The sequence below is a fragment of the Curtobacterium sp. SL109 genome (genome assembly GCF_026672405.1).
Taxonomy (GTDB): domain Bacteria; phylum Actinomycetota; class Actinomycetes; order Actinomycetales; family Microbacteriaceae; genus Curtobacterium.
The window spans coordinates 12390-36958 of sequence record NZ_JAPPRB010000001.1 but is presented as its reverse complement, the minus strand read 5'-3'; the positions used below and the strand labels follow the sequence as shown (position 1 = coordinate 36958).

Sequence of the window (24569 nt, the reverse complement as noted above, 5' to 3'; positions counted from 1 at the left end):
AAGGACAGCTCATGACCAACCAGCCGAACGGCATCGGACAGCCCCGAGGCCCGCAGACATGGATCGACGGACCACCAGACGCACCACCGACCGGACTGGAGGCGCCCCCCACCCCCACACCGCGCCTCCAGTCCGCCTTCCCCACCACCCCAGGTCCGCAGCGGGCCCCCGCCGGCGCGACCGGACCCACCAGGCCGCGCCCGCGGCGACGGCGGTGGTCCGCCGGGATCCTTGTCGCCGCGATCGCACTCGGCGGAGCCGCCGGCACCACCGGCGCTCTCCTCGTCACCCCCGACGCGACCACCGCACCGACCGTGTTGCAGCAGACGCAGCAAGCGCCGTCGACCACCTCGACGCAGAGCGACGCGGAGGCAGCCGCGCAGCGGATGCTCCGCAGCGTCGTCCAGGTGCGAACGTCCTCAGGGTCAGGATCCGGTTTCGTAATCGACGACACCGGTCATGTGATGACGAACCACCACGTGATCGACGGCGCCGAGCGCGTGTCCCTCATCCTCCCTGACGGCGACGAGGTCCCTGGACGAGTCGTCGGCAGCGACGAGGACAGCGACATCGCCGTCATCGAAGCGCAGGGCCTCTCCGTCCCGGCGGTCGAGCTCGGCGTCAGCGGCAACCTCCGCATCGGCCAGCAAGTCATCGCCGTCGGATCGCCGCTCGGGTTGAACGGCACCGTCACATCGGGCATCGTCAGCGCACTCGACCGCACCTCGCAACGCTCGACACAACCGCTCGTGCAGACCGACGCATCGATCAACCCCGGGAACTCCGGCGGGCCGCTCGTCGACCTCGACGGCCGTGTCGTCGGTGTGAACAGTTCGATCGCGACCCTCGGCTACAGCTCCGGGAACATTGGCATCGGCTTCGCGATCCCCGTCGATGACGCCGCTCGAATCGCGACGGACATCATCAACGGGTGACCTGCCAACGGCTCGTGCAGCCGTTATTCGTCGTCTGTCAATGGTCGCCCTCTGCCACAGGAGAACCCTTTGTGTGCTCCAAGCCACCGGGCGCCAAGGCGCTCTCCTGCGCAGAACCGGTGTATCCGCAGGCTACGCAGGCCACGACAGACACGGCGCGATCCGAACCCCACACGCCCGCCGGTAGCAGTGCGACCGGATGCCCGCAGGACGGGCAGGAGGTCGTCCTGAGCATCTCGCGGCGAGGTTCTGGGTAATGGAGGTCTCTGGGCTGGTCCAACGTTCCGCTGGCGATCGTCTCCGCCGGGGTCTCCCCATGCTGCGAGACGTAGGCATCGGTGAAACGCTGTAGATGAACAAAACCCCACGCCTGCGCCGTGGTCATGATGTCGCCGTCGTGAAGGCGAAGCGCCTGGTGAACGGCGTCTAAGCGATGATGCAGGACGAACTGCCGCGGCGAGAACCCGGTCTGCGCGCGGAGGGCGCTTCGGAGTTCGCTCTCGCTCACGTATGCCGCTTCCGCAAGTGCTGCTGCGTCGATGACACCGGTCGCGTCAGCGTCGATACGCTGCCGGACAGCTGTCAGGAGCTCACCGTTGGACCGTGCTGTGAGATCCATCGAGGACCTTCCGGGAGCGAAGGCTCCATCGGTCGTGCTCAGGGCGACTCGGGCGAACATCGGCGGCGCTATGGCGCACTTCCGACGTCACTATAGGTCGGATCAGACCGTTCCAGAAGCCCCGCGGAGTCGAGAGCCGCCGGCGAGGATAGAAGCGATCCGTGCCGTGAGCTCGTCGATGAACACTGGAAACGTCTCTTCGAGGACATCGTCCGAGGCTTGCATCGCCATCACAGGGATTCCCGTGCCGAGGACGAAGCCCGCCGTCGCAGCGCAGCCGTTGTCATCGATGGTCGGAACATCGACGACGTCGCTCGAGCGCACCTGGCCGAGCACTGCGGAGTAGTGCAGCACGGCGTCAGCAACGTCGTCTGAGACAAGGACCGTCCACGACCCGTAGGCGAGGTGCTTCATGACGATCCTCCGTCCGGGCCTAACGGGACGCGATCGATCCCTACTGACTCACCCTAGAAAGGACGCTGATCCGTGCTCACGCAGGTTGCATGATGTGGACAACAACCGTCACTCGACCACGCCGATAATATAGATTATGTCAGTTTAGCGTTGGCGGCTACAGCCAACTTCCAGGTCGGTCCCCCTCCTCGACCAGGGCGGCTCGCGAAGATCTCTTATGCGTGTAGCGTTCAGCGCCCCTTCACCGGGCAATTTTGCGGGATAGGCTTACGGGAATCCCCAGGTCAAGCGGCACATGGCCAAGTTGTCGCGGTTGACACTCCGCTCCTTGCGCCGGTGAGCGACCGGCTGGCGGGCTTCAATCTTGCTCCGATCAGTCCCCCCTCATGAGGACAGCGGCGAACTTCAGAACCCGTATAGGGTTCGCTCACCCTTCTCAAAGGGACTCTCAACGAGGCGGGGAAACATGCGCGCTCAGCGTCGCCGTGGACGGTCACGGCAAACCATCATCACCATTGCAGCGGTCGGGGCTTGCATCGCGGCAACTACGATCACCGCCCTGCCCGCGGCAGCCTTGACGTCAACAACGAATACCGATTCGTCTGCTTCTGGTCTCGCGGCGTCAGTAGCGGCGCAGGTGTTCCCAAGCGGGACTACCACCGCAGTGGTTGCAGCTTCGACTCCGACTACCGTCGGCCAAGCGGCGACGTTGTCCGCCGAGACGGGCTCGGCGCTCTTCATCAGTGACTCCACTTCCGACGCGACAGCGGTCTTGTCACGTCTGCAAAAGGCATCGGTGCAGCACATCGCCCTTGCGGGAGGCACGACGCCGTTCTCCGGTTCGTTCCTGTCCCAGCTTGCGGCCGCGGGCGTCACGGTCGACAGCAACCTGTCCGGTGCCACCCCGCTCGCGTTCGACACCGCTCTGGTTTCGGCGAAGGCGCCGCGAGGATCGTTGTTGCGGACTCTCGGAACCCGGTTGACGTTGCAGTCGCCACGAACCTGGCTGTCAGTAGCGGCTTCGCGCTCGCTCTCGTCGACGGTACCGAGGCGGATGCAGACCTGGCTTCGTTCTTCTCGAACAATGCAGCTGTACCCATCTCCGTGTACGGCGACGCAAGCGAGGTGACGGACCATGTGAGCGACCAGCAGGCGTCGCAGTTCGACATGATCACCACCGAAGACCCTCTGGGCACGCAGATGCAGGCCGTGGATCAGATCGTCGCCACCGGACGGAAAGCCAACCGCATCTACGCGACACCATCTGACTCTCTCGCTAGCGTCGCCATCAACGCCCTGCTCGCTCGAGCAAAGAACGGCGTCTCCGTTCTCGCCGGCCCCACTGCAGCGATCAGCACTGCCGGCACGCCCGCAGCCACGGATCTGAAACTCTGGGGCACAGAAGCTGACTCAGTCACCCTCACTGGAGTCAACGTCACGACCGCTGACACCACTGCCCTGTCGAAGTACCCGACGACCGCCCGCAACGCGGCTCCAGCGTGGCGAGTCACGGACACAAGCGTGACGACCACGAACTTCAAGGTCACGTTCACCGCGTACACCGGTGCGACAAAGTACGTGGCGTACGACCTCTTCGGCAACACCGTCGGATCTTCTACGACACCGAGCATCACGATTACGGGTAACCCAGTCTCGGTTGCTATCGCGGCGCAGAACTCGTCCGCGAAAGAACTCAAGCGGATGGAGTTCGACCTCAACCGCTACTTGGACGCATCAGACCGGGAGTCCGCCGTGGTGACATCCACGGTGGACGGCTCGAAGGTCGGAGTGTTGCAGATCCTCGGCACGCTATCGGCTCCTCGCACGATCACGCGAACGATGACAGATCCTTTCGACCCATCGGTAGCACCTGTCACAACGACCATCGCAACGACATGCTCGAAGACGTTCACCGACTCCGGACTGGACACGACGAAGCAGTATTCCTATGACGTCGTAACCGAAGGCGGTGTCGACAACCAGGCGTGCAAGTCAACTGCGTCCGCAACGCCGGATCAATCGACGTCCCTGCAGACGCAGGGCGCGGGAGTCATTGTCCCGTCGACGACTTACCCTGCGACAGCGGCTGCTCGGGCCACCACCTCCGCCACCGCGAGAACCGCTGCCAGTGCGTCGCACGCAGCAATGCCGACCATCACGGACACCCAGCTGATGGAAGCCATGAGCAAAGTCTCACCGCGTGCGACCTTGATGGCTCAGACGCGGGCGGGTGGCGCTACGGCCCTCAAGAAGCAGCTCGCGACCACTGCCGCGGCGGCCGGCCCCAACTATGAGGTCCGCTGGTTCGGGTTCATCCAGGGTGGCGGAAAGTATGTGCCCCTGCTCACTCCCGACGAAACCCGACCGTTCTTGATGTTCGGAGGGGACAATCACGGGCCCGGGCACCCAGACGGCTCCCACCGCATCCAAGCCGACATCCAGTTCTACTTCCAGAACAGCCCCCAGTCGATCGAGCTGGTTCCTAACGTGGGCGACAGTCACGAGTACTACTGCTCCCGGCCTGACCTCTCCGGGTGCAAGCTAGCGGCGACGAAAAACGCTGGGACTGCCGGCATCAGCCTGACGTCTTCGTCCATCTCAGGTTCGGTAGGCATCGCGCAGCTCCGCATCCACAGCGCGCTGCCGTTCATCCCAAGCCCGCCTGAGCCCGCGATCGACGTCGACATGCGCTTCCGCCTCCAGCCCGGCAACTCCACCATGGTGGGATATCACGACGCGATGCCTACGCACGAGGTGTACTCCGGACTGCTGCCCGGCGACTTTGCACGCGACTACCTCGCGCCCGAGAAGGGACTGCGCTGCTTGTTCCCGCAGCCGTCCTTCCTCGGCTGCCAGGTACATCTCAACCGATCGCTGTGACAACATGACATCGGCGGGGTGGGGTCCGGTGGAACGTCACCCCGCCGATTCGCACGAAAGGACACGACAGTGGGATCCCGCGATACCGCCGACCGGCGAACGGCTCTGCGCCTGACCGTTGGTTTGGCTGCAGCAGCGGTGCTGATACTCATCGGCACGGTCCTTTGGACGCGAGTCTTCCCAAGCGACGTCATCACTCTCCCGCCGTCAGCAAGCCCAGAAGCGAAATGCCCCACTGGGTCGACGGTTGAAGTTCAAGACCTGGCACAACACCGCTGGCAGAACTGCGACCTCGTCGACGGGCAAGTCAAATTCCCAGACGGATCAATCGTCACAGTGGCAGAGTTCGGCGGTTCCAGCGGACTCGACCTCGGCCAAAACGCTCCACGGTATTTCGTCGAGAACCTCGGTAACTACGGCGTGATCGCTGTCCGTCGGTACGAAGGTGAACTGACCTACTGGGGTCCAAGCAAGGGCCAAGCGCTTGTCAAAGGTCGCGCGAGCAAGGTCTGATGTCTAAGCGGTCACGCTCATCCCTTCCACAGCTGATCGGCTACCGCACACCTCTGCACCGGATCCGGTACCCGCGGAAATCCGGGGATCCGGGTGTCTCAATAGACCCGCCCGGACAAATGCCCGGTTACGGCCCCTCATGTGAGACCCTGCCGGGATGGCTGGCCAACTCGTCGGGTACGCACGCGTCTCCACCGACGCGCAGGACCTCACCGCGCAACGTGAAGCGCTGATCGCTGCCGGCGTCGCACCCGAACGGGTCTACGTTGACCATGGCCGCTCCGGCACGAACAGGGCCCGCCCGGGACTGGAGAAGGCGATCGAGGCGTGCTGGCCTGGTGACACGCTCGTCGTTACCAAGCTTGACCGACTTGCCCGCTCTGCCGTCGACGCCAGCACGATCGCGGCCGAGCTCGCAGCGAAGGACGTGCGTCTGAGCTTCAACGGATCCGTGTACGACCCCCTCGACCCGATGGGTCGGATGATCTTCGGCATGCTGTCGGTGTTCGCTGAGTTCGAAGCGAACCTGGTCAGCGCCCGCACTCGGGAGGGCATGGCCACCGCTCGAGCGAAGGGCCGGCTGAAGGGCCGGAAGCCCAAGCTCTCCGAGAAGCGCGAAGCGCTCCTGGTGTCGATGCACCGATCCGGCGACTACACCTCAGCCGAGCTCGCGGAACTGTTCGACGTCGCCCGCGCTACCGTGTACCGGGCGATCACTCGAGGGAAAGCGAAGGACCAGACCCTCGCACTCCCCCGCATCGACCACTAGCGGTAGCTAGTGAGCGATAGCATCTGCTATCGCACGGTAGCGAATGCTGTCAGATGGGGGCGCCAATGGTGAGGATCGTAGGTCCGGGCGGGGACGAGGCGGACGCCAACGAGCGCCTGAACTGGCAAATGCTGATGCTGCGCTCGGTGGTCGCTCACGATAACCGGGTGAGCGTCCCCGAGATTGCCCGGCCAGGATCGGAGCTCTTGGCGGACGACGAAGCGACGGCACCGTTCCACACGTCCCATCTCGTGCACTACGCGCTCAACGTCTCCAGCGACGCGCTGAGGACGGCGCTGGTTGTCCTAGCTGACGGCCAAGACATTCGAGTCCCGATCATCGGCCTCTACCCGCTCCTGCGGACCGTCATCGAGGGCTCCGCTCTCGCGACTTGGCTGGTCGCTCCTGACGAGCGCCTCGTGCGAGTGAAACGCACCCTCGAGGCTCGACTCTCAGACCTCTCGCACGATGACAGGGCGGTCGTGGTCGCGTCGACACCCGAGCTGACAGACGACGCCGCCGAGAGGTCCGCCAAGCAGAAGATGCGACGCGAGAACTCGAAGCGAGTCCGTTCCGAGAAGCGTCGACTACTCGACCATGCTGCTCGCCTGGGAGTGGAGGTCGACGAGCGAGGCATGCCCGGCTTCGGCCCGATCCTGGAAACAATCGCCCCGGTCATCGGCATGAGCGTCGGCGAGGTCCGTGGCGCGTGGCACTTCGTGTCCGGCCTCACCCATCCGTCGCTATCACGCGCTATCAGCATGGCCAGCGTCGAGGTGAAGGAAAACAACGAAGGCGGCATACTCACTGCGACGATGTCGGCAGACCTAGCAACCGTGGGTCTCGCGCTCGACGCGGCGCTGTTGGGATTCAAGACTGCTCTGGACGTCGTCGCGGTCCGGGGCGGGCAAGAGGACCTCGCTTGGACCGGCGACGATCTTCCCCCCGCGCCGAGGTTTCAGCGGGTCTGGAACGACCGCTAAGCGATGGTGCCCCCGGATTGGGCCGGGGGCACCGAGCCGACGGGCACGTAGAGCGCCGACTTCAAGACACGATACCCGTGCTCCTTGCGACGCAGATAGCCCCTGCTATCGCGTGATACCAGGGGCTATTGCCTGCATGCAGTACATAGCAGGTGCATAGCAGGTGCTAGCAGCCGCTAGCGCGTACTACTCCATGCCGTTGTTCTCGATGTGCTCCATACCGATCTCCATCGCACGCAGCATGATCGCGTGGTTTGGGTACCTGGTTGCCTTGCTGTAGTCGGCGATGCGGTCCCGGAGCGCTTCGTGCCCACGCCAGCGCACGAGGGCCGTCAACGGCGCATCGCCCACGCTCTGCGCCCGCGCCTTCACCGGAGTTGCCGGCTGGGGTGCCGCGGGCGTCTCGGCGGGCAGCGCGTCGGCCGCGGCCCCGAACGCAGCGATCGCGTCGGGATCGGCCTCGGTCTTCTTGTTCCGTGCGATCGGCATCAGCCGTACACCTCCGCGGTGAGCTCCTGGATCTCCGCCCGCGCCTGCTTCGCCTTCGACGCCGGGAGCTCCATCACCCCAAGACCGGGAGCGGCGGCGTCGCGGTAGGCCTTGCGCGAGTACAAAACGGTTTCGAGGGGCTTGACCTGGGGGTACTCCACGATGAACTCGGAAACGTCTTCTGTCTCCGTCTCGTTGTGGTTGGTGGGCGCCTGGCTGAGCAGGCTACGGACCTCCAGGTCCGGGTTGAAGTCACGAGCGGTCGAGATCACCTCGTCGAACTCCTCGAGCGTCTCGACGTCGAACTGGCTGGCACGGAGGACGATGATCATGAGATCCGCAGCGGTCATCGCTGTTCGCATCTCCTGGTTGTCGTCGCCGGCGACGTCGACGATCACGTGGTCGTAGAGCTTGTCGAGATCGCGCAGGGCGGCGTGTACGTTGCCGCGCTTCTCGACGAGCGTCATCGCGGGTTCAACGCCGGCGTCCACTCGACGTGCGTGCCACTTGGCGAGCGATCGCTGCTTGTCGGCGTCGACGAGGATCACGCTCTTGCCCTGATGGGCGAGCGCCGCCCCGATGTTGGTCGCCACGGTGCTCTTGCCCGGGCCCCCCTTGGTTCCTCCTACGAGGGTGATCATCGCAATCCCTTTCGTGTGCCGTTGCTATCACGCACTATCAGTCGCTAGCCCAATCAGCGGACGATAGTGCCTGATAGTAAGATAGCACATGCAAGCACGAGATAGCGCTAGCAGATGCTATTAACGGCTAGCAGTTGGCTACGCAGCCAACTCGAGATCCCGAAGCTGCTGGAGGAGTCCGCGTCGGACGAACCGCATGGCTACACGCGATCACTCGGGATACGGGCGACCCACACGGTCGCCGAGAAATCCCCCGGCGCCTGGCGGAAGCGGGCGAAGTACCACGCCTGCTCGAGGTCAAGGGACCACGACAAGCCCTCCCGGTTCGCTTCCGTCGAGCCCCGGTACGCCACCCGGGTCTCTCGACGTCGTCGCTGGATGACCATGTCCTCGGTGTACTCGGCGAATTCGAACATCGCCCGCCACACCTCGACCGGCACGGGTGAATCACCGAGCCGATACCGCCACATTCTTGGGAGGAAGAACGTCAGCATCCCCGGGGTCAGCGATCCCGAATTGAACCGCTCGACGACCGCCGACTCCGGTACTAGATTGCCGGTCTCGTTCACTAACCGGACGATGCCGGCGACCTCGTCGTCCGACAGCACTAGTTGTGCCCGCGCGGCCATCGCACGTACATCGTTCTCCGCGACCATGTCACTCTCCCCTGCTCATGTTCTTGCTCCGAGGCTAGCCGCGACAGGCGACAGAACCGGGGGTCTTTGCGTCTCTGAACCCAAGAATCCCCTACTGAGACGCCTGACTTGGCGCCCTATAGCGGTAGCACGACGTTTGTTCCCGCGAGCCGCCCATCAAGCAATTGCATCTGCAGGGCTGGAGCGATGGCGGCCGAACTAGAACAAGAAGGCAGACCGGTCAGGATGTGGGCAAGTTGATTCATCCGTCTTCTTTGACCATTCTGACGGGATGACGACTGAGCTTGACGCGGACCAGGTGATCCGGGATGCGACTGCAGCGGTGCGTAAGAAGTTCTCGGACCGGTCCGAGGCGGACGTTGAGCTGGTCGTCCGCGAGGAGCTGGGGAAGCTCCTTGATTGTCCGGTGCAGGATTACCTCCTGGTGCTGACTGAGCGAGCTGCTAAGAAGCGCTCGAAAAAAGACTCACGCTCCTAGATGTGAGCCAGGGTCCGGGTCTGTTTCGTGTGCGAGGTCATAGAACTAGGACTGAAAGGCTGCGACCCGCTCCTTGGCGATCAGGCGAAAATGTCCGGACGGCTGCGGCTCGAGGAATGTGACGACACCGGTGCCGCGTCCGTCGTCGCCGATGACGGAGAACGCTGTCGCGTCGACAGGGCGGATCTCGTTCCTGCTCGACGTGGGCACCGCTCCAGCCAGGCGCTCCATGGCAGCGCCCTCGTTCACTGCCTCCTCGGTCAACCAAAGTCGCCCGCCCGCATCGTCTTCCACCAAGAACTCCGACTGCCTGTTCGAGGACTGGCCGAGATACGGCGCCACGTTGGACACCAGAGACTGTGGGCCGGGCGTGGACGACACCGGTGTCGGCGCGATGCCGGCGAGGTCAGCAAAGAGAGGCTCGAACAGCTGACGTGCGAGCCGCCCACCACCGTCGCTGTTGGTCAGCACGACTGCAGCGATCCCATGGGCAGGGGCGATCGTCAACACACCGGACACTCCTGGCGCACCTCCCCCATGCTCAGCGATCCCGGGCCTCGGTAGCCGCCAGCCAAAACCCTGATGGGAAAGGCCACGGACGGCGTTTCGGTGCGGGAGGTACGGCTTGAGCATGCGCATCGCCGAGGCCTTCGAAAGGAGGCGTTGCCCGGTCGGCGTGACACCTTCCGACAAAAACAGTTGGCCAAGGGTCAAGAGCCCGTTCGCGGACATGGCGAGTTGGTTGCCGGCGGCCGGGTTCGACGGAGGCATGAGCGCCCACTCGCACGACGGACGGAGGGCACTCGAGGCTCCGGGGCGTACATGCCCCATGGCCACCCCGTAGGACGCGGCCTGGCTCGTCGAGAAAGCGACGGCCTCGATGCCGAGAGGGCGGAGCAGGAACTGGCGTAGCGCCTCCTCGTAGGTCATGCCCCGCAGGATCTCGACCAGGCGGCCGAGCACTGCGTAACCAGCGCTGCAGTACGAGAAGCGAAGGCCCGGTGGGCTGTACTGGGTGGCCTGGCTGACAAGATCGCGGACAAACCGATCAAGGGCATCGGGACCCGAGGTGGTGGGCTCCCACAGGTCTCCCTCGAACCCTCCGGAATGCGTCAGGAGATGGTGGAGCGTCATCTCCTCGCTCGCCGTGGCGTCCGCCGTGTGGAACTCCGGCAGGTACGTCTGGACGGGCTCGGCAAGCTCGACGAGTCCGTCGTCGACGAGCTGCATGACGAGCGTCGCGGTGAACACCTTCGTGATCGACTGGATCTGAAACAACGAGCCCGCCTCGACAGGAATTCGCGTGCCCATGTCGAGCACCCCATAGGTGGCGTCCACGGCGTCAGAACCGGACACGAAGGCCACAGACGCGCCCGGAACGCCCTCCTGCCGGGCGAGACGCTCGAGGTCATCCCTGATGCGGAATTGCAGCTCTGCCGCCGTCGTCATGAATCCCCTCACATTGCCCAAGCTGGTACAGCTCCCTGCGGGATCCGCACCGCCCCGCCTGACGTCGAGTCTGGCTTACAACGCGCTAGAGACCGACTCGACCGCCCAGCCATCCCCTATCGGGCCCCGCCCTTCGGCCTCGACCACGCTGTCGAAGTTCGCTAGCTTCAATCATTACTCCTCGGAGGCGCTGTGCTCTCGATCGTCATCGTCCCAGTGGCTCTCATCATCGTGCTGGCCCTGCTCGGGATGGCCATCCTCAGGACTGCCAGAACGAGTCCTACCCAGAAGGGCCAGGATGCTGACGCTGTTCATCGTGCAAAGCTACGGGACGTTCCTAGTTGGCCCCGAGCACGCCGCTGCACTTCGCGCCGGCGAGGGCGCCGGACGTGTCGTCCAGCTGCGCGCCGTCGCCGAACTACCGTTCATCATCTACGCCCCCGACCGCTTGCAGCCGGGGCCCGTCGTCACGACGGGCTGGGGCATCGACGGGGTGCACGAGCATCCTCAGCTGGAGGAGCTGCGTGCGCGCCAGCGCGAGCGGACGAAGAACCTCCCCGGCGTCGACAAGAAACGCTTGGACTGACCCTCGCTTATGCATCGCGCGAAGCTCCTGATATCAGGGTCGTCGTACGTGGGGAGTGTCCGGTAGCCGATCAGCTGATGAGACGGCCGTTCACCTCGGCTCGCCGTGTCGGTGGCCCTCCATCAGGCGGCCACCGTACGGCTCTAGTGCCTCCAACGTGAGTCGTTCGAGCGTCACGACGTCGGTCGTCGCGAACGCGGTCCCGAGCTGCTGAGTGAAGCTTTCATCCCATTGCAACAGCCGACGGAGCAGCCAGCGTCCTGAACCGATCCATCGGCCATTGGCGAGGAGCAGGAACTCCCCGAGGCGCTGGAACAAGGTCGCGGCGAGGACCGTACGTTCCATCGAATCCACAGCATCGAGGAGGTCGTCGAGGGTGGTCGTGACCGAATAGCGGCGTTGAGCTAGCTCCGCCGGCGACGGCTTCGGCCCAGCCGCTATCAGTGACCGGACCACGGACACCAGCTCGTTGTGCTGACCCGTGTCGAGGACCGTCGCTCCATCCACCAGCATCTGCGCTGAGACGGGGCGGAACCGTCCCACGCCGGCTAACGCGTGAGCGTGGAAGACATCGGGCGTGCACGCGAATACCTCGAACAGCTCGCCGTGAAATCGGTCCGTGTGCGCAGCCTCCCGAGCGTCCTCGCGGAACATCTCAGCTGGGCCTATCACGAGCAGATCGATGTCACTTCTCGGACGCCGCACGCCAGCCGAGCTGCCACCCACCACAATCAGCTCCGCGAGCGGATAGAACTCCTGTGCATACAAGGTCGCCATGCTGCGTACGGAGTCGTCCATGCCCGCGAGGCTACCGAGCGAGCACCCTGGGATCGAGGGCGCACGACAGAGCCGAGCGGCGCAGCTCATCGCGACTGGCTGCATGCGCGCATCCCGCCGCAGCGGGATGCACAGCCGAACGCTGGTCCATCACAAGTCAGCAACGCGCCGGATCTGGGGAATGGGCGACGCTAACAGCCAGAACACGGCAACGGTTCCGATGGTGGCGGCGATGGCGATGACGATCCCTGGGCCGACTTGCGAGGCCACAACTCCGGCGACGAACGCTCCGATGGGTCGGATTCCGTAGTTCACCGTCGAGTAGGCCCCCGATACTCGTGCTCGCATGTCGTCATCGGTGACCGCCGCGCGGAGCGCGTTGTTGTTGACGTCGAACTGCATGATCGCCCACGAGGAAACCACCTCCGCGATGCAGAGCGCGAGGAAGCCGTTCAAGTGCTCTGCCCCGGCGATCGGTAGAGCGAGGAACGGCAAGGCGTTCAGGAGGACGCCGACTGTGATCGCACGGCCGTTGCCGATGCGCTTGGCAACGGGGACAGCTGTAACCGCTCCGATGACGCCGCCGGCAGCGCCGATACCAAGTGCGATCCCAATCTCCGCTGCACTGAGGCCGAGCTCCCGCGTGGCGTACAGGACCAGGAGCGCCTGGATGGCCAGGGCGGCGAGGTTCATCGTCGCCGAGGCGAAAAGACTCGCTCGGAGGATCGGGTGCCGACTGAGGTAGGTCACGCCAAGCGCCAGTCTCCGCCGGAACGGCTCCGGACGCTGGACTTCCACATCTGCCTGCTCGACTCGGACTGATGCGACAGCCACTGCTGACACGATGAACGACGCCGCGTCCGCAACGAGAGCGAACGGCGCACCGAGGACCTGGATGAGACCGCCTGCCACGGCGGGGCCACCGACGCTCGCCACACCCGCCGTGGTCGACAGCGCCGAGTTCGCCGAGAGGTACTGGTCCTTCCGCACCAGCCGAACGAAGAAGGTCGCGGACGCGCTGTCGAAAAGCACGCCACCGAGACCCAGCATCAATGCTGCGCCGTACAGCACTGGCATCGTCAGTCCACCGATGACGAACGCGACCGGGACCACCGCCAACGCAGCGGCCTGCACCACGTTCGCGATGACCAGGAGCCACCGCTGCCTCCGGAACGCGTCGACCCAGGTGCCGATGAACAGGGCCAGGAGGTTCGGTACCCACAGCGATGCCGTGAGGACGCCCGCTTGGAACGGCGTCGCGTTGAGTTGGGTGACCGCGATGATTGGGAGCGCCAGGGCGGTGACCTGATCACCGAAGGACGAGACGGCACTCCCAGCCCAAAATCGTCGGAACGGCGGCGATCTCCTGAGAGAGACGCGTCCGTCGCCCGGCCCGGGCTGGTCACGCACCGGGGCCGCCGGCCTCCGGCAGGACGTAGCGCAGGACTCGTACTACTCGAGCGTTATCGGGCTGGTCTGCCGTCGATCGGTTGACGAAGGGCTCGAGGAGCGCCTCGGTAGCGTCGTTGAGCGATTGCAGTTCGTCTTCGGTGAGGCCGACCAGGGTGTTCCACCGACTCGCTCGAGCCGCCCATACCGGCTCGAGCCTAGGTCTCGTCGTTGCGGTCCACTCCCCCACGACGTCGCCTTCGTCGGACTGCAGCGCGTCGAACAGGGCCGAGGCCGCCTCCGGGCTTTCGTGATCTGCCATGAATCTGAACCCACGGCCGACTACTCGCCACCATCTCGACCGACCGCCGCCATGATCGCCTAGGTCGTCCTCGACCAACCCGTGCTCTGCGAGGTGCCGGAGGTGCCAACTCACCACGGACGGGCTCGCGCCGACAGCCGGCGCGAGCCGCGACGCCGTGGAAGCCCCCATGGCACGCAGCTCGCGGAGGATCGCCACCCGCACTGGATGCGCGAGGGCTCGTATCCCCCGAGCATCGAGCTCCACGTCACCCAGACGATTCATAGCGCCTCCTTTGAGAGAACCCTATCGATAGGACACGCTCAATACGCCACTTCCTAGGACATCTCGCGCCCCTCGACAGGCTCGCCTCTCCTAAAGCTCGCCAGGACCGCGACCTCATGCGGTCACGCTCACGCTGCCCGGCGGTGTCCGATAGCCGATCGTCAACCGGACGCTAGGACGGCGTCACGCGCGATGGGCCCTCCAGTTCCAGGCTGGAGTTGTCAGCTGCCGAGTAGGTCACACCGGCGCAGGATGTCGTCAACGACGGCCTCGAGGGACTGTGTGGCGTCGATTGTCACGCCTGGCGGCGTGTCCGCACCGGTCTCGTGGAGCCGGTGAACGAGTGCCCGTTCACCGTTGTGGCCGGGCGCAGCCCAGTCGTCGTCATCGCGTTCGTCGAGCCGACGGTCCAGAGTCGTTGCGTCGACGGTAAGAACGAACACTTCATCGAACAGGCCGATGAAGCTGCCAGCGTTCCGGGACCCTCCACAGAAGAACGTTGCCGGTTCGGAGTGATCTCCGACGATCGCCCGCACCTCGTCCTCTCGCCAGAGGTGGTGATCATGGACAGCGGTCCCGCTAATGCCCAAGACCGGAGTTCCGGTCTCAGGGTCGCCTTGGTACGCGAGCTCCCGATCACCGTTGATCGCCGCGAACCCCCGACGGCGCAACTCTCGACACACGGATGTCTTTCCCGTCCCCGAGACGCCCTCTACGAGAAAGTTCCGCTGACCCATGCGGTGGCCTACCGGACCGCGGCAGTGTTGATTGCTTCGACGGTGGCCGCGATTGTCGCTGGGTTACTCGTGGCAGTCGCGTCGATGACCAGCGGATTCTCCTCCACCGGTGATTCGAAGCTCGCGCCGTGCTCTTCGAGAACCGCGTCCGTGACGTCCGGCCGCACCTGCTCCGCCCTGTTGGCGAGAACCCGCTGACGCTGCAGCTCAGGGCTGACCTGCACCCACACGAGCACGAAGGGAGCGCCCGCTGCTGATGCAGTCGCCCGCCACTCATCACGAATGAAACGCGGCGACCCTGTGTCGTCGACCACGACCGGGCGGTCGGCGGCAAGGAGTGCACGGGCGCGCTCGTGTGCGATTCGGTTCGTGGTCGACCACTCCTCCGGCGGGATGCCCTGCCCGCCGTGAAGCCCGCGCTCCTCGTTGATCTGGTCGAGGCTCAGCAGCTCACCGCCCAATGCACTGGACAACCCAGCAGCGAACGTGCTTTTACCCGAGAAGGACAACCCACACGTCAGCACCAGCGCCATGCTTCGAACCCTAATACCGTCGGCTCCCTCGAGCACCGCGGACCTGGGTGGATGCTCCGAGGGTGCAGGCCTCCGATAGCCGATCGCCTACCGGGTGTGGATTTCAAGGTAGTCAAGGGCCTGACGGACCGTTTCTTCGAGGGGGCGGGTGCTGTCGATGATGAGCCGATCGTCCGTGCGAGGCTCGTACTCATCCGCCGTGCGCTGCACCTCGTCCCACGTCGGCAAGGTGAACCCGGGCAGGTCGTTCGCACGCTGTTCCACACGGCGACGGTGTTCGTCGACGTCCGCACACACGACCTCGATCACGCGCAGCGGTACCCCAGCGGCATCCGCGGTTGACACCCACCCCGCCCGAGCGGGTTCAACGCCACTCACCGCGTCCGCGATGACCACCTGACCTCGACGCAGATTCGGCACTGCGATGGCATGCATGATCGAGTACGCGGCGATCCCGGACTGCTCGCGCGGGATCTGGTACTTCCACATCGCACCCTCAATCGCATCAACGCGAAGCGTCAGCGAGGGCGTCAACTCCGCGATCGCAGCGGACAGCGTTGACTTCCCTGCACCGGGAAGACCACAAACCTGAACCAGCATCGACAACTCCTTCGTTGGCCGGAGCTCCTTGTCTATCTGTCATCGACGCGCGACACCAGCGAAATGGATACGTTCACCGAAACTCCGATGACGTGTCCGAAAGCCGATCGTCCGTCGTTACACGCCTTCGAAGGCCGCGGCTAGGGTGAGGCATGGTTGCAGTGCCGCAGTCGTTCCTTTCGATGCCACGGTGGTGGCACGACGAGCCTGGCCGAGCTTGGCTTGCAGAGCTGCCCGAGCTGGTCGCAAGGACGTGCACAGCCTGGCAGCTCGAAATTGACGGCGATGTGACGCACGGAACCAACGCGCTCGTTGTTCCTGTGCGGCGCTCGAATGAGCCAGCGGTGCTCCGGCTCGCGCCACCCGGCGATGACGTTGCAACCGAGACTGCCGCGCTCTCGCACTGGGGCGGACGCGGTGTCGTGCGACTCCTCGACGTCGACCTCGACGCACGGGCGTCGCTATTGGAGCGGTTGAACCCGGCGCAGTCGTTGCTGGACGTTCCGATCATCAAGGCCGTCACGATCCTCGGTGGCCTCACTCAGCTACTGGCGATCCCCGCACCAGCATCCGCGCCGAGAACGGCGCAGATCGCTCGAGATTCGGCAGCGTCGTTCGTGGGCGAATGGGAAGCAGTCAGCGCTCCAACGCCGCCAGGAATAGTCGATGCTGCGGTCGCGCGGGCCTCGTGGTTGGCCGAACAACCCTCCAGTGATGAATCCGTCGACGGGGACCTCCATTTCGAGCAGGTACTCGCGGGACGACGTCACCCCTGGACGGTCGTCGATCCGGTGTTGCTGCGTGGCGATCGTGAATACGACGTGGGCCGTGTTCTCTGGTCACGGCTCGACGAGCTTCCCGAGGATCGCGACGTATTCCGAGCGTTCGACGCATTCGTGGACGCGGCCGACGTGCCAGCGGATCGCGCCCGAGCATGGGTGGTCGTGCGTTCGATGTCCTACCTGGTCTGGGGACTCGCGCGGGGGCTGACCTGGGACCCGCCGAAGTGCATCCGACTGCTCGGGTTGTTCTCCTGACCAATCGTCCTCCTCCGCCGTCTCGATAGCCGATCGGCTATCGGTCATCGAATCGAGCCTGGGGGCCGGCCGGCAGATCGGAGGGAATACCGGGGTGTCCGACGTGCGATTTCTTGAAGCGCGCGGTGCCGTTTCGGTGCCCTACCGGTCGCCGGACGCGGTGAGGTTCAGCCGGACGTGGTGTAGGTGCTGAGGGTCGCGTTGCTCCACCACGGCGGGGCATCTGGAGTGCTTGGCCAACCAATCAGGAACGCCTGCATGTGCACGTTGACGAGCGCTGCAAGTGCAACCGTCGCGATTGCCAGGGCCAGGATGGCGGTTTCCCTGATCATGCGATGCCGGATCGTGTCGTGGTGCCCTGTGCGTGCGACGAGCGTCAGCATGGCGACAAGTAGCACTGCGATGACGCCGAAAGCGAAGAGTGGTGCATGGGTCTCGAGAGAGCGGGTCGTGTTAGCGCTGAGGTTCTGCTCGAGGTCGCCCTGAGCGGCGATCGCGACGAGCAGGATCGATGCGACGGCGTATGCCACGATGGTGGCCATCGTTCGGACGCGACTGCTGACGGGGCGGGTGTCACTCACAGACTGCGCGGTGGGCATGAGGCAGTGTGACCGATCGCCGGGTGACGAGGCAAGAGGCGTGCGCGGTCTGCTGAGCCGGTCTGTTCCTACGCAGACACCAGCCGGTGTGCGTTCGACTAAGCCCGTCAAGAGCAGGGGAACGTGGCATCACGTCCCGGGCAACCGATCGGCTAACGGACTCACCGAAGCGTGTACCGAGCATGCGGCTAACGACGATCGTCGCAGCAGGAGTTTCGGCGCGCTGGCGCGAACAGAAGGTACCGAACTCGTTCCGAGCGCCCTACGCTCATGCCGACGGAGGGCGAACACCATGACGAAGCTGGCTGATTGGGAAGCCGAGGGCGCTCGGGCGCGACCCAGCACACCAAGGGACCACGTGCAAGCACCGCTCACGCTCCGTGTAGCGACCTGGGTTGGCACGGTCCTGCTCGTCGCCGCAGGCATCGTGTTGACGAGCACGACGATGATCAGTCAACACGCCGACGAATCGGCAACGCACGCCCTACTGCGCGCCCTGATCCTGGTCGTGATCGGCGCCGCCATCGCGGTCGTTGGTGCGGTCACCCTCATGCTCCGTTTCATCGCGAACACACTGTTCCCGAACTCCTAACGCCCGGATTAAACGCCCTACGCGTTTGAGTTCGTTTCGATAGCCGATCGGCACCCGGACAGTTCGAGTCACCACACCCCGGTCAGGTTCAGGACGACGGTGGTGATTGAGAACACAGCCACCACGCCGATCACTACCCACGCTCCCGGCGTCACTTCTCCCCGAGGCTCACCATCGGCTCGCGCCCGAATCGTTTTAGCCCACCGAGAAGCAGCCAGGTAGCTGCAGCCGAGAGCTAGGAGCACTGCCGCTATCCCGAGTATTGGACTTCCTTGACTCGCTCCCGACGCTGCAGTAGTGAACATACGTCCAAGCTAGAGGGCAGCGCCCTCCATCAGCGGATCGGCTGCCAGACTTACGTTCGTTCGCGCCTTCACCTATGCAGTCACTCGGCCCGACCTCGACGTGCTCCTAGTGATCTTGAACACCGCGCTCGGCCTCTTTTGGCTCGGCGCTGGCGCCGGGCTGTTGCGCTTTGCACTTCGGAAGGCGAAGCGCGGCCGGTAGGGGATCGGCTCACGGACGCGCGGCTCCTGAAGCCGACCCGAGCTCGTGTGCTTCGATGCCTCAGTGTTCGAGTTGGAGGTGCAGTCCTGGCGTCACGTTCGAGTACGACTCGGCCGCTGGCACTTCCGTACCTGGCCAAGCCTCTTCATGCTTTTGCCTTGTGGATACAGCCCATCCAGGACGATCTGGGCAGTCGAGTTCGAGAAGAACGATCTCGACGGCCCCTCCACAGGGCAGCTCGGCGCGTTTGTCGACGAGGAGGAAGCTCGAACGTGCCTCGAGGCATTGGAACAAGAAGGCTGGACTGGGCTGTACCTCAACATGATCCAGGTGCACGCTCGCCTCGAAGACTGGCGCTGGGACCGCTAAGAGCTCACAGACCGGGCTACTGCGACCGGCCCGCTCCCGAACACAGGGAAAGCGCCTGCCCGTAACTACCTCGGAAGCCGATCGGCAAGCGGTCACTCAGGATCTGCTGCGACTCGCCACTCGCGACGTCGATGTCCGTGGTCTCAAGCCCCGATGCGTCGACGCGGCTGAGACGGGTTGAACCGGACGCAACTCGGTCGGCCTCAGTCGACCCGAATCCGGACAACCCAACCGATGATCGTCCCCTCGTGCGGGATCCTCGGGGCCAACGCTCGCGCCGCGTGCTGCATCGCAGAGCCCGGAATCGGTTCTTGCCCGGAGCCGTTCGCGGACGGCGCGTACCGCACCGACACCTGGTCGATCCGAGCGACGGTACCTGCGATCGGTCGCTCCACCCCGGCACCGAGGTCCTCCAAGTATGTGTTGCGTTCCTCGCTCACCGTTCGTCGGCCCCCGAAGTGGACGCCATGACTCGGGTCCGCGTCGACGATGTCCCATTCGACGTGTTCGTCAACGGAGACGTCGAAAGCGTCTTCCACAACCTGCCACTCGATGAGCCAAACGTCGCGCTCCCCGTTCGCCAGGGGTGGGATGACGCTCTCCGGCGGGACGACGACGCGGGGTCTTTGCCGCTCGGCTGCCGGGTCGACAAAGCTGGGGGCGCCGGCGAACACAGCGCGCGCTCCCGCCGGAACGACGACGTGCTCTGTCGGACGGGGGTCGGAAAACATGTCTCGAAGGCTATCCGCCCGGAGGCGGCGCCCGCGCTCGAGGTCTTCGCGGAAGCGTCCGCCAACCGGTCGACTAGCGGCCTGTCCGGACCCGAAATTGCAAGTAGACCGCCACTGTCGTGACTCGATGAACGGTTTACGCGCACTCACCCTGGTCGGCGGCATCATCTCAGCCGCCGGAGGCCTCATCTACGGCGTCGCCGTCATCGCGACGTTCGTCGGCGGGTTCGACGGCGGCGCGAACATCGGCGCCGGTCTCCTGCTGGTACTCGGCGTACCACTCGCCATCGCGGGTGGGACAGCTCTGCTCCTTGGTGCAGTCGAGTTGCTCGCCCGTCGCCACTCGCACACACCGGAAGCATGACGGCAGCAAGATCAACGCGGGCCAACGACGAGCTCCCCTGGTCGGAGATGACGCCCACCGGTGAAGGGCGTGAGCAAATAAGCGGCTACGGCGTCATCAACCCGTCCGGTAGCGGATCGGCTTCCGGTGCGGTCAAACCGATGGCCACCGCTTGAGCGCAGATACTGTGGAGCGGTGTCGAACCTGTCCGATGAGCAAGTGCGTCGTAGCGCCCGCCGAGCAGCACGCAACACCGTCATCGGCGGGGCGGTATTCGTCGCCTTCGGTGTGGTGATCATCATCGGCAGCTGGGGGCATCTGGGCGAGCCTCTAAGTCGCCGTCCTCTGCCACCCGGCCTGCTCGCAGGCATCGTCCTCCTGTCGGGCCTTGTTCTGGTCGTTCAAGGCGTCATTCGCTGGAGACGACTCAGCCAAAACGACCGCTAGTGCTTGACGTCGGCCTCGATCATTCGCCTCGACGTCCGCAGAGGGATCCCCTACCGGGGCAGACCTTCCCAGTGTCGACGCGAACGCGCACACTGTCGGCAGGAGGATAGGGGCAGTGCTTGCAGCGTGCGGGGCGGCCGTACTGTCGTTCAGCCTCACGGCTTGCTCACCGATCGCAACCAGCGCCTGCGCTATGGCCTGGGTGTCCGTCTACCGTTATGAGCATGGAACACGAGCACCGACGGTCGCGCGAACTTCTGATCCTCGGAGCACTGGCCCTGCTGGTCGGTGTGGCAGGGTGCACGAACGCTGTGTCCATGACAGCTGCACCGTCCGCCAACGCCCCACAATGCGCGGACGTGCAGGTGCGGCTGCCTGACACCGTTGCGTCGAAGTACGCGCTTCGGAACACCAACGCGCAATCTACGGCGGCCTGGGGAGATCCGACGGTATTGATTTTGCACTGCGGCGTCCCAGTGCCTGTGGTCTCGGATCTTCCCTGCTTCTCGCTTGGAACAGTTGACTGGATTCGTGACGGTTCGAAGAAGAACGCAATCACGTTCACTACCTTCGGCCGTTCCCCGGCCGTACAAGTAACTGCGGACGCTAAGACCTACACCAACGGCATGCTCAGCGCGCTAAGCGGAGCGGTCGGCGCTCTGCCCCGAGATGGCCACCGTTGTCTCGACCCGCAAGACGTAAGGGAATAAGCACCAGAAGAAAGCGGCACGCTCGGGTTCGGTCCCAAAGAAATTCGCGAGCTGCCCTAACGCCGACTTTAGCTACCCCCTCGCCTCGGCAGCCGATTGGCAAGTGAGACGAACGATGGAGGTCGGCGATCGCGCCAGCAAGAGGAGCGTGTGCGCCCGTTGCACGACCGGCTACCGGACACCGCAGTAGGGCGGTACCGTCAGGTCTCCGAGCGACGGCTTGGCGTCTGAACGTGCTGGAGGGACAGTTCATGAGGCAGTTCACCGACCGGGGAGCCTGGACTTGGGCGCTCAGCAATGCGGTTCTGGAGTGCATCGCTGCGCCGATCGCCGCCGTCGCGTTGATTACTCTCGCCTCGGAGAAGCTCTCGGTCGCAGTCGGACCGAACGGGATCTTCCTGATGGTGCTCGGGGTGGCGTTCGGCCTCGCCTGTCCCGCGGCAGTGTGGCTCGCCGCACGGATCTGGAAGTTGCGGCCGTAGCGCATTCTGCTGCGCCTAGCATCCTCTAGACGTGCCGCTACGACCGGTGCGTCGGGATGCGGTAGCCGATCCCCTGCCGGGGCAGACCTTCCCAGTGTCGACGCGAACGTGCACACTGTCGGCATGAGGATAGGGGCAGTGCTTGCAGCATGCGGGGCGGCCGCACTGTCGTTCAGCCTCACGGCTTGCTCACCGATCGCAACCAGCGCCTGCGCTATGACCTGGGTGTCCGACACGGTGTACGTCCATGCCGTGGGTGACACGGCGGCGGTTGCCAACATCGGGTATTGCGGAGGGACGTCGTCTTGCGTCCCTCAACGCCAGTCAGTCATGCATGCTGACAGCACGCCGACTCCCTTGCCGGCTCATCACGAGGGCGATGAGTGGAACATTCCGACAGGCCACGACGAGCCCCAACGCGGTCGGGTCGCCGCATACGATCGCCACGGCAGCACCCTCGCCGAACATGGCGTGCAGCTAACCTGGAAGAACGAGGGAACAGAGCAGTGCCCCGGGCCGTACAGCACCCGCGTCACCATCCGCGTCCCGAGCGACCGGTGACCCTGACCGGTCAGCGATCCGCTTGCGGAACTATCCGCGTCACCTGTGTGTGTCGTCAGCCAAGCAAGGTCAGTGCGTTAAAAAACGCTCCGACCGCACCGAAGGAACCAGCGAGGAGCGCGGGCAACGCTCCGACGGCGCCAATCCCGAACGTCGTCCACCTGAGAACTCGCACCCCACTGACGCCATGGAAGTTCCGCGCGGTGCTGAGCCCAGTGAGCAGCGCGAGACCAGCCGTGGGCACAGCGAGCACGAGCACTGCGCCCACGAAGAACTCGGCAAGGGCAACTTGGGCGGGTGGATCTTGAAGGATCAGCGGATTGTTCAGGGTGTCGAGCTGGGCTTGGTAGGCGGTCTCGAGAGGAACGTAGCGCGCTTGAGCTGCGCAGAAGAGCAGCACCCACGCGGCAACGACTGCAAGGCCGTGTCGGTAAAAGCCCCCGCCCAGACGTTCGCCGGAAGTGCTGGCGGGAGATTGAACGGCACGGCGGTCGCCGGCTCCTGCGCTGCTCTCTCGACGAACTCGGCGAACAGCAGCTCGCTGCCACGGGAGCCAGCTTCCGGCATAGCGGTTGGACTGCCCCTGGTGAAGCAAATCGCAAGGGTGTAATACTGGGGTCATGACGGTAGCAACAGAGGTGCAGCACGGTCGTGTAACTCGGCTCAACATCCACGAACTCGTCCGCGACCTCAACCGTGTGCTTGGTCCCACCCTCGTTGCCGCGGCGACCGGAAGCAAGGACCGCAAGCTTCCAATCAAATGGGCCAAGGACGACGGCCCCCGCCCAGGCGCTGATTTTGAACGACGGCTCCGCCTGATGGCCCGTACTTGGAGCGTCGTTGCCGAGCACGAGGGCGCGCACGTCGCGCGTGCCTGGTTCATTGGCGCCAACCCTTTCCTCGGCGAACGCACCCCCCTCTCCGCAGTCCGTGAAGATGACGCCGCTCAGCTCGGCCGCGCCGTCCAGTCGTTCATCGATGGCACCGTCGACGCGTGAGAGACGCGCGCACCTGCACCGCGACCGGGCTGCGTCTAATCCCTTGTGCCGGCGACGTCGGGCACCGCGTGGCGAAGAACACCTACCCCGAGATCTCTGCACCGCTCCGACACGAAACTGAACGTTCCAGCTGGGGTCGTTATGACGCTGTCGATACCAGCACGCTGTACACCGCATCCCTTCGCACCGGGGCTCTCGCCGAGGTGTTAGCGGGCTTCAAGTTGCCTCTCGGGACCGGGAGTGCCCTAGAGGCAGACGCAGCAGCGCTGAGTCTCACCCTTGAGGAGTTCCTCGCCGATGTTGGCGCAGAGTGGGAGGAGAGGTCCTTCATGCAGACCGGGACGCTCCCGCGTTCCTGGCGGGAGGATCGCACCCTGCTCAAGATCCAGCACCCGTCGACGGGTTGGTTCGTCGACGTCGAGCACCCCGACTCGATCAGTGCGCTCGAGCCGAGCCTTCGAACGCAGCTGCTCGTCGGTGGTTACGACGCCTTCACCACGGCGGCATTGCGCGGTGAAGACCGCGCGCTCACAACCGCGATCGCGGACATTGTCCACGACGCCCGCCTCGACGACGGCACCCACCCGATGGGCATCCATTTCGGGAGCAAGCACGGAGAATCCTGGTGCCGAGCGGTCTGGCTCGACCGCGCACACGGGCACCTCGCAGTCACGAATACGGCCCCGATCGAAGTGCACGATCCCGATTTGGTCACAGTCACTCGGCGGTTCGGGATTCGCGCGTTCTGAAAGCGCGGCCGTCTATCGAGCAAGTGGCGTAAGTCCGAGTATCGGCAGCTGCCCACAGCCACTCTCTCTAGATTCGAACGCTTGCCGATAATGTACCTTATGTCAGATTGGCGGAATGAGGCTTAGTCGCTGCTCGCCTCTGGGCCGGTCTATCGCCCTCCCCCGAGCGTGTAGCAGGGCCGAGCGCACGCCGCGAGCAGTCAGGGGCGCGTTGGTGGCGATGCTGAAGCCAAGCACCGTGCCACTGCTGCAGTGAGGACTGTCGGTCGGGCAAGAGTTCGGGTCGCCGCCCGACCGGCAGCACAAGGCAGCCGAGCGCTGACGCGCGAGATGCTGCCTGTCGGAGTCGCTTCCGGTTCGTCAACGAAAGTAACGAGGTTCCGGCGACCAGGGGCTGGGGCAGCGTGTCC

32 protein-coding genes and 1 pseudogene are annotated in these 24569 nt (G+C 64.7%); 16 read left to right on the top strand and 17 right to left on the bottom strand.

Annotated elements, in window-relative coordinates:
• Positions 1-11: 11 nt before the first annotated feature.
• Complete coding sequence (locus OVA28_RS19075) at positions 12-935, top strand: S1C family serine protease (RefSeq protein WP_326493720.1); 924 nt, start codon at positions 12-14, stop codon at positions 933-935.
• A 37-nt stretch (positions 936-972) separates the two neighbouring features.
• On the opposite strand, the gene OVA28_RS00220 is transcribed toward OVA28_RS19075, so the two are convergent.
• The 3 genes from OVA28_RS00220 to OVA28_RS00210 all read right to left on the bottom strand — a co-directional run bounded on the left by OVA28_RS00220 (position 973) and on the right by OVA28_RS00210 (position 3105).
• A complete protein-coding gene (locus tag OVA28_RS00220) occupies positions 973-1554 on the bottom strand; it encodes a helix-turn-helix domain-containing protein (RefSeq protein ID WP_268095311.1) in 582 nt (193 codons plus the stop codon).
• Positions 1555-1656: 102 nt separating this feature from the next.
• A complete protein-coding gene (locus OVA28_RS00215; protein WP_268095310.1) occupies positions 1657-1968 on the bottom strand; it encodes a hypothetical protein in 312 nt (103 codons plus the stop codon).
• Between the two features lie 474 nt (positions 1969-2442).
• Positions 2443-3105 (bottom strand): hypothetical protein, encoded by a 663-nt coding sequence (locus tag OVA28_RS00210; protein WP_268095309.1) that lies wholly within the window; start codon positions 3103-3105, stop codon positions 2443-2445.
• Here OVA28_RS00210 and OVA28_RS00205 point away from each other — a divergent pair, their 5' ends adjacent.
• From OVA28_RS00205 to OVA28_RS00190, 4 genes are all read left to right on the top strand, one after another.
• Positions 3106-4848 carry a hypothetical protein gene (locus OVA28_RS00205; RefSeq protein ID WP_268095308.1) on the top strand — a complete coding sequence of 581 codons (1743 nt, stop codon included), beginning with the start codon at positions 3106-3108 and terminating at the stop codon, positions 4846-4848.
• A gap of 69 nt (positions 4849-4917) precedes the next feature.
• Positions 4918-5361, top strand: coding sequence for a hypothetical protein (locus tag OVA28_RS00200; RefSeq protein ID WP_268095307.1), 444 nt, complete (start codon positions 4918-4920; stop codon positions 5359-5361).
• A gap of 157 nt (positions 5362-5518) precedes the next feature.
• Entirely contained in the window at positions 5519-6130 is a 612-nt protein-coding gene (locus tag OVA28_RS00195) for a recombinase family protein (RefSeq protein WP_268095306.1), read from the top strand.
• Positions 6131-6297: 167 nt separating this feature from the next.
• Positions 6298-7113 (top strand): hypothetical protein, encoded by an 816-nt coding sequence (locus OVA28_RS00190; RefSeq protein WP_268095305.1) that lies wholly within the window; start codon positions 6298-6300, stop codon positions 7111-7113.
• Positions 7114-7299: 186 nt separating this feature from the next.
• Here OVA28_RS00190 and OVA28_RS00185 read toward each other — a convergent pair whose 3' ends face one another.
• The 3 genes from OVA28_RS00185 to OVA28_RS00175 all read right to left on the bottom strand — a co-directional run bounded on the left by OVA28_RS00185 (position 7300) and on the right by OVA28_RS00175 (position 8899).
• Positions 7300-7602: a hypothetical protein gene (locus OVA28_RS00185; protein WP_268095304.1), complete on the bottom strand. Its 303-nt coding sequence runs from the start codon at positions 7600-7602 to the stop codon at positions 7300-7302.
• A complete protein-coding gene (locus tag OVA28_RS00180; protein ID WP_268095303.1) occupies positions 7602-8243 on the bottom strand; it encodes an AAA family ATPase in 642 nt (213 codons plus the stop codon). The genes OVA28_RS00185 and OVA28_RS00180 overlap by 1 nt, the downstream gene beginning before the upstream one ends.
• Positions 8244-8443: 200 nt before the next feature.
• Entirely contained in the window at positions 8444-8899 is a 456-nt protein-coding gene (locus OVA28_RS00175; RefSeq protein WP_268095302.1) for a hypothetical protein, read from the bottom strand.
• 271 nt (positions 8900-9170) lie between these two features.
• Here OVA28_RS00175 and OVA28_RS00170 point away from each other — a divergent pair, with 271 nt between their 5' ends.
• Complete coding sequence (locus OVA28_RS00170; RefSeq protein ID WP_268095301.1) at positions 9171-9377, top strand: three-helix bundle dimerization domain-containing protein; 207 nt, start codon at positions 9171-9173, stop codon at positions 9375-9377.
• Positions 9378-9422: 45 nt separating this feature from the next.
• On the opposite strand, the gene OVA28_RS00165 is transcribed toward OVA28_RS00170, so the two are convergent.
• The gene (locus OVA28_RS00165; protein ID WP_268095300.1) at positions 9423-10826 is read right to left on the bottom strand and encodes a serine hydrolase domain-containing protein; all 1404 of its coding nucleotides are present in this window, start codon (positions 10824-10826) and stop codon (positions 9423-9425) included.
• A gap of 298 nt (positions 10827-11124) precedes the next feature.
• Between OVA28_RS00165 and OVA28_RS00160 the strand changes: the two genes are divergently transcribed.
• Entirely contained in the window at positions 11125-11412 is a 288-nt protein-coding gene (locus tag OVA28_RS00160) for a hypothetical protein (RefSeq protein WP_268095299.1), read from the top strand.
• Between the two features lie 90 nt (positions 11413-11502).
• On the opposite strand, the gene OVA28_RS00155 is transcribed toward OVA28_RS00160, so the two are convergent.
• From OVA28_RS00155 to OVA28_RS00125, 7 genes and pseudogenes are all read right to left on the bottom strand, one after another.
• Positions 11503-12210, bottom strand: coding sequence for a nucleotidyltransferase domain-containing protein (locus tag OVA28_RS00155; protein WP_268095298.1), 708 nt, complete (start codon positions 12208-12210; stop codon positions 11503-11505).
• A gap of 129 nt (positions 12211-12339) precedes the next feature.
• On the bottom strand, positions 12340-13599 hold the full coding sequence (locus OVA28_RS00150; RefSeq protein WP_268095297.1) for an MFS transporter: 1260 nt from the start codon (positions 13597-13599) through the stop codon (positions 12340-12342).
• On the bottom strand, positions 13592-13900 hold the full coding sequence (locus OVA28_RS00145; RefSeq protein WP_268095475.1) for a hypothetical protein: 309 nt from the start codon (positions 13898-13900) through the stop codon (positions 13592-13594). The genes OVA28_RS00150 and OVA28_RS00145 overlap by 8 nt, the downstream gene beginning before the upstream one ends.
• 81 nt (positions 13901-13981) lie before the next feature.
• Positions 13982-14164 (bottom strand): annotated as a pseudogene (locus OVA28_RS00140) (ArsR/SmtB family transcription factor); the annotation flags it as partial.
• 221 nt (positions 14165-14385) lie between these two features.
• Positions 14386-14901, bottom strand: coding sequence for a nucleoside kinase (locus OVA28_RS00135; protein ID WP_268095296.1), 516 nt, complete (start codon positions 14899-14901; stop codon positions 14386-14388).
• A gap of 8 nt (positions 14902-14909) precedes the next feature.
• Complete coding sequence (locus OVA28_RS00130; protein ID WP_268095295.1) at positions 14910-15434, bottom strand: AAA family ATPase; 525 nt, start codon at positions 15432-15434, stop codon at positions 14910-14912.
• 87 nt (positions 15435-15521) lie between these two features.
• Entirely contained in the window at positions 15522-16034 is a 513-nt protein-coding gene (locus tag OVA28_RS00125) for an AAA family ATPase (protein WP_268095294.1), read from the bottom strand.
• A gap of 152 nt (positions 16035-16186) precedes the next feature.
• Here OVA28_RS00125 and OVA28_RS00120 point away from each other — a divergent pair, with 152 nt between their 5' ends.
• Positions 16187-17071 (top strand): aminoglycoside phosphotransferase family protein, encoded by an 885-nt coding sequence (locus OVA28_RS00120; protein ID WP_268095293.1) that lies wholly within the window; start codon positions 16187-16189, stop codon positions 17069-17071.
• Between the two features lie 167 nt (positions 17072-17238).
• Here the strand turns inward: OVA28_RS00120 and OVA28_RS00115 are convergent, their stop codons facing one another.
• Positions 17239-17613, bottom strand: a complete 375-nt coding sequence (locus OVA28_RS00115) for a hypothetical protein (protein ID WP_268095292.1) — start codon at positions 17611-17613, stop codon at positions 17239-17241.
• A 349-nt stretch (positions 17614-17962) separates the two neighbouring features.
• Between OVA28_RS00115 and OVA28_RS00110 the strand changes: the two genes are divergently transcribed.
• On the top strand, positions 17963-18262 hold the full coding sequence (locus OVA28_RS00110; RefSeq protein ID WP_268095291.1) for a hypothetical protein: 300 nt from the start codon (positions 17963-17965) through the stop codon (positions 18260-18262).
• Positions 18263-18832: 570 nt separating this feature from the next.
• A complete protein-coding gene (locus OVA28_RS00105; protein WP_268095290.1) occupies positions 18833-19138 on the top strand; it encodes a hypothetical protein in 306 nt (101 codons plus the stop codon).
• Positions 19139-19341: 203 nt separating this feature from the next.
• On the opposite strand, the gene OVA28_RS00100 is transcribed toward OVA28_RS00105, so the two are convergent.
• Positions 19342-19869, bottom strand: coding sequence for a hypothetical protein (locus OVA28_RS00100; RefSeq protein ID WP_268095289.1), 528 nt, complete (start codon positions 19867-19869; stop codon positions 19342-19344).
• A 127-nt stretch (positions 19870-19996) separates the two neighbouring features.
• On the opposite strand from OVA28_RS00100, the gene OVA28_RS00095 reads away from it, so the two are divergent.
• From OVA28_RS00095 to OVA28_RS00080, 4 genes are all read left to right on the top strand, one after another.
• Complete coding sequence (locus OVA28_RS00095) at positions 19997-20233, top strand: hypothetical protein (RefSeq protein ID WP_268095288.1); 237 nt, start codon at positions 19997-19999, stop codon at positions 20231-20233.
• A gap of 174 nt (positions 20234-20407) precedes the next feature.
• Positions 20408-20659, top strand: a complete 252-nt coding sequence (locus OVA28_RS00090; RefSeq protein WP_268095287.1) for a hypothetical protein — start codon at positions 20408-20410, stop codon at positions 20657-20659.
• A gap of 224 nt (positions 20660-20883) precedes the next feature.
• Complete coding sequence (locus OVA28_RS00085; protein ID WP_268095285.1) at positions 20884-21369, top strand: DUF3515 family protein; 486 nt, start codon at positions 20884-20886, stop codon at positions 21367-21369.
• Positions 21370-21620: 251 nt separating this feature from the next.
• Positions 21621-21851 carry a hypothetical protein gene (locus OVA28_RS00080; RefSeq protein ID WP_268095284.1) on the top strand — a complete coding sequence of 77 codons (231 nt, stop codon included), beginning with the start codon at positions 21621-21623 and terminating at the stop codon, positions 21849-21851.
• Between the two features lie 616 nt (positions 21852-22467).
• Here the strand turns inward: OVA28_RS00080 and OVA28_RS00075 are convergent.
• Positions 22468-22812: a hypothetical protein gene (locus OVA28_RS00075; protein ID WP_268095283.1), complete on the bottom strand. Its 345-nt coding sequence runs from the start codon at positions 22810-22812 to the stop codon at positions 22468-22470.
• A gap of 220 nt (positions 22813-23032) precedes the next feature.
• On the opposite strand from OVA28_RS00075, the gene OVA28_RS00070 reads away from it, so the two are divergent.
• Both OVA28_RS00070 and OVA28_RS00065 read left to right on the top strand, forming a co-directional pair.
• Positions 23033-23410 carry a hypothetical protein gene (locus OVA28_RS00070; protein WP_268095282.1) on the top strand — a complete coding sequence of 126 codons (378 nt, stop codon included), beginning with the start codon at positions 23033-23035 and terminating at the stop codon, positions 23408-23410.
• Between the two features lie 68 nt (positions 23411-23478).
• Complete coding sequence (locus OVA28_RS00065; protein ID WP_268095281.1) at positions 23479-24159, top strand: RES domain-containing protein; 681 nt, start codon at positions 23479-23481, stop codon at positions 24157-24159.
• The last annotated feature ends 410 nt before the right edge of the window (positions 24160-24569 follow it).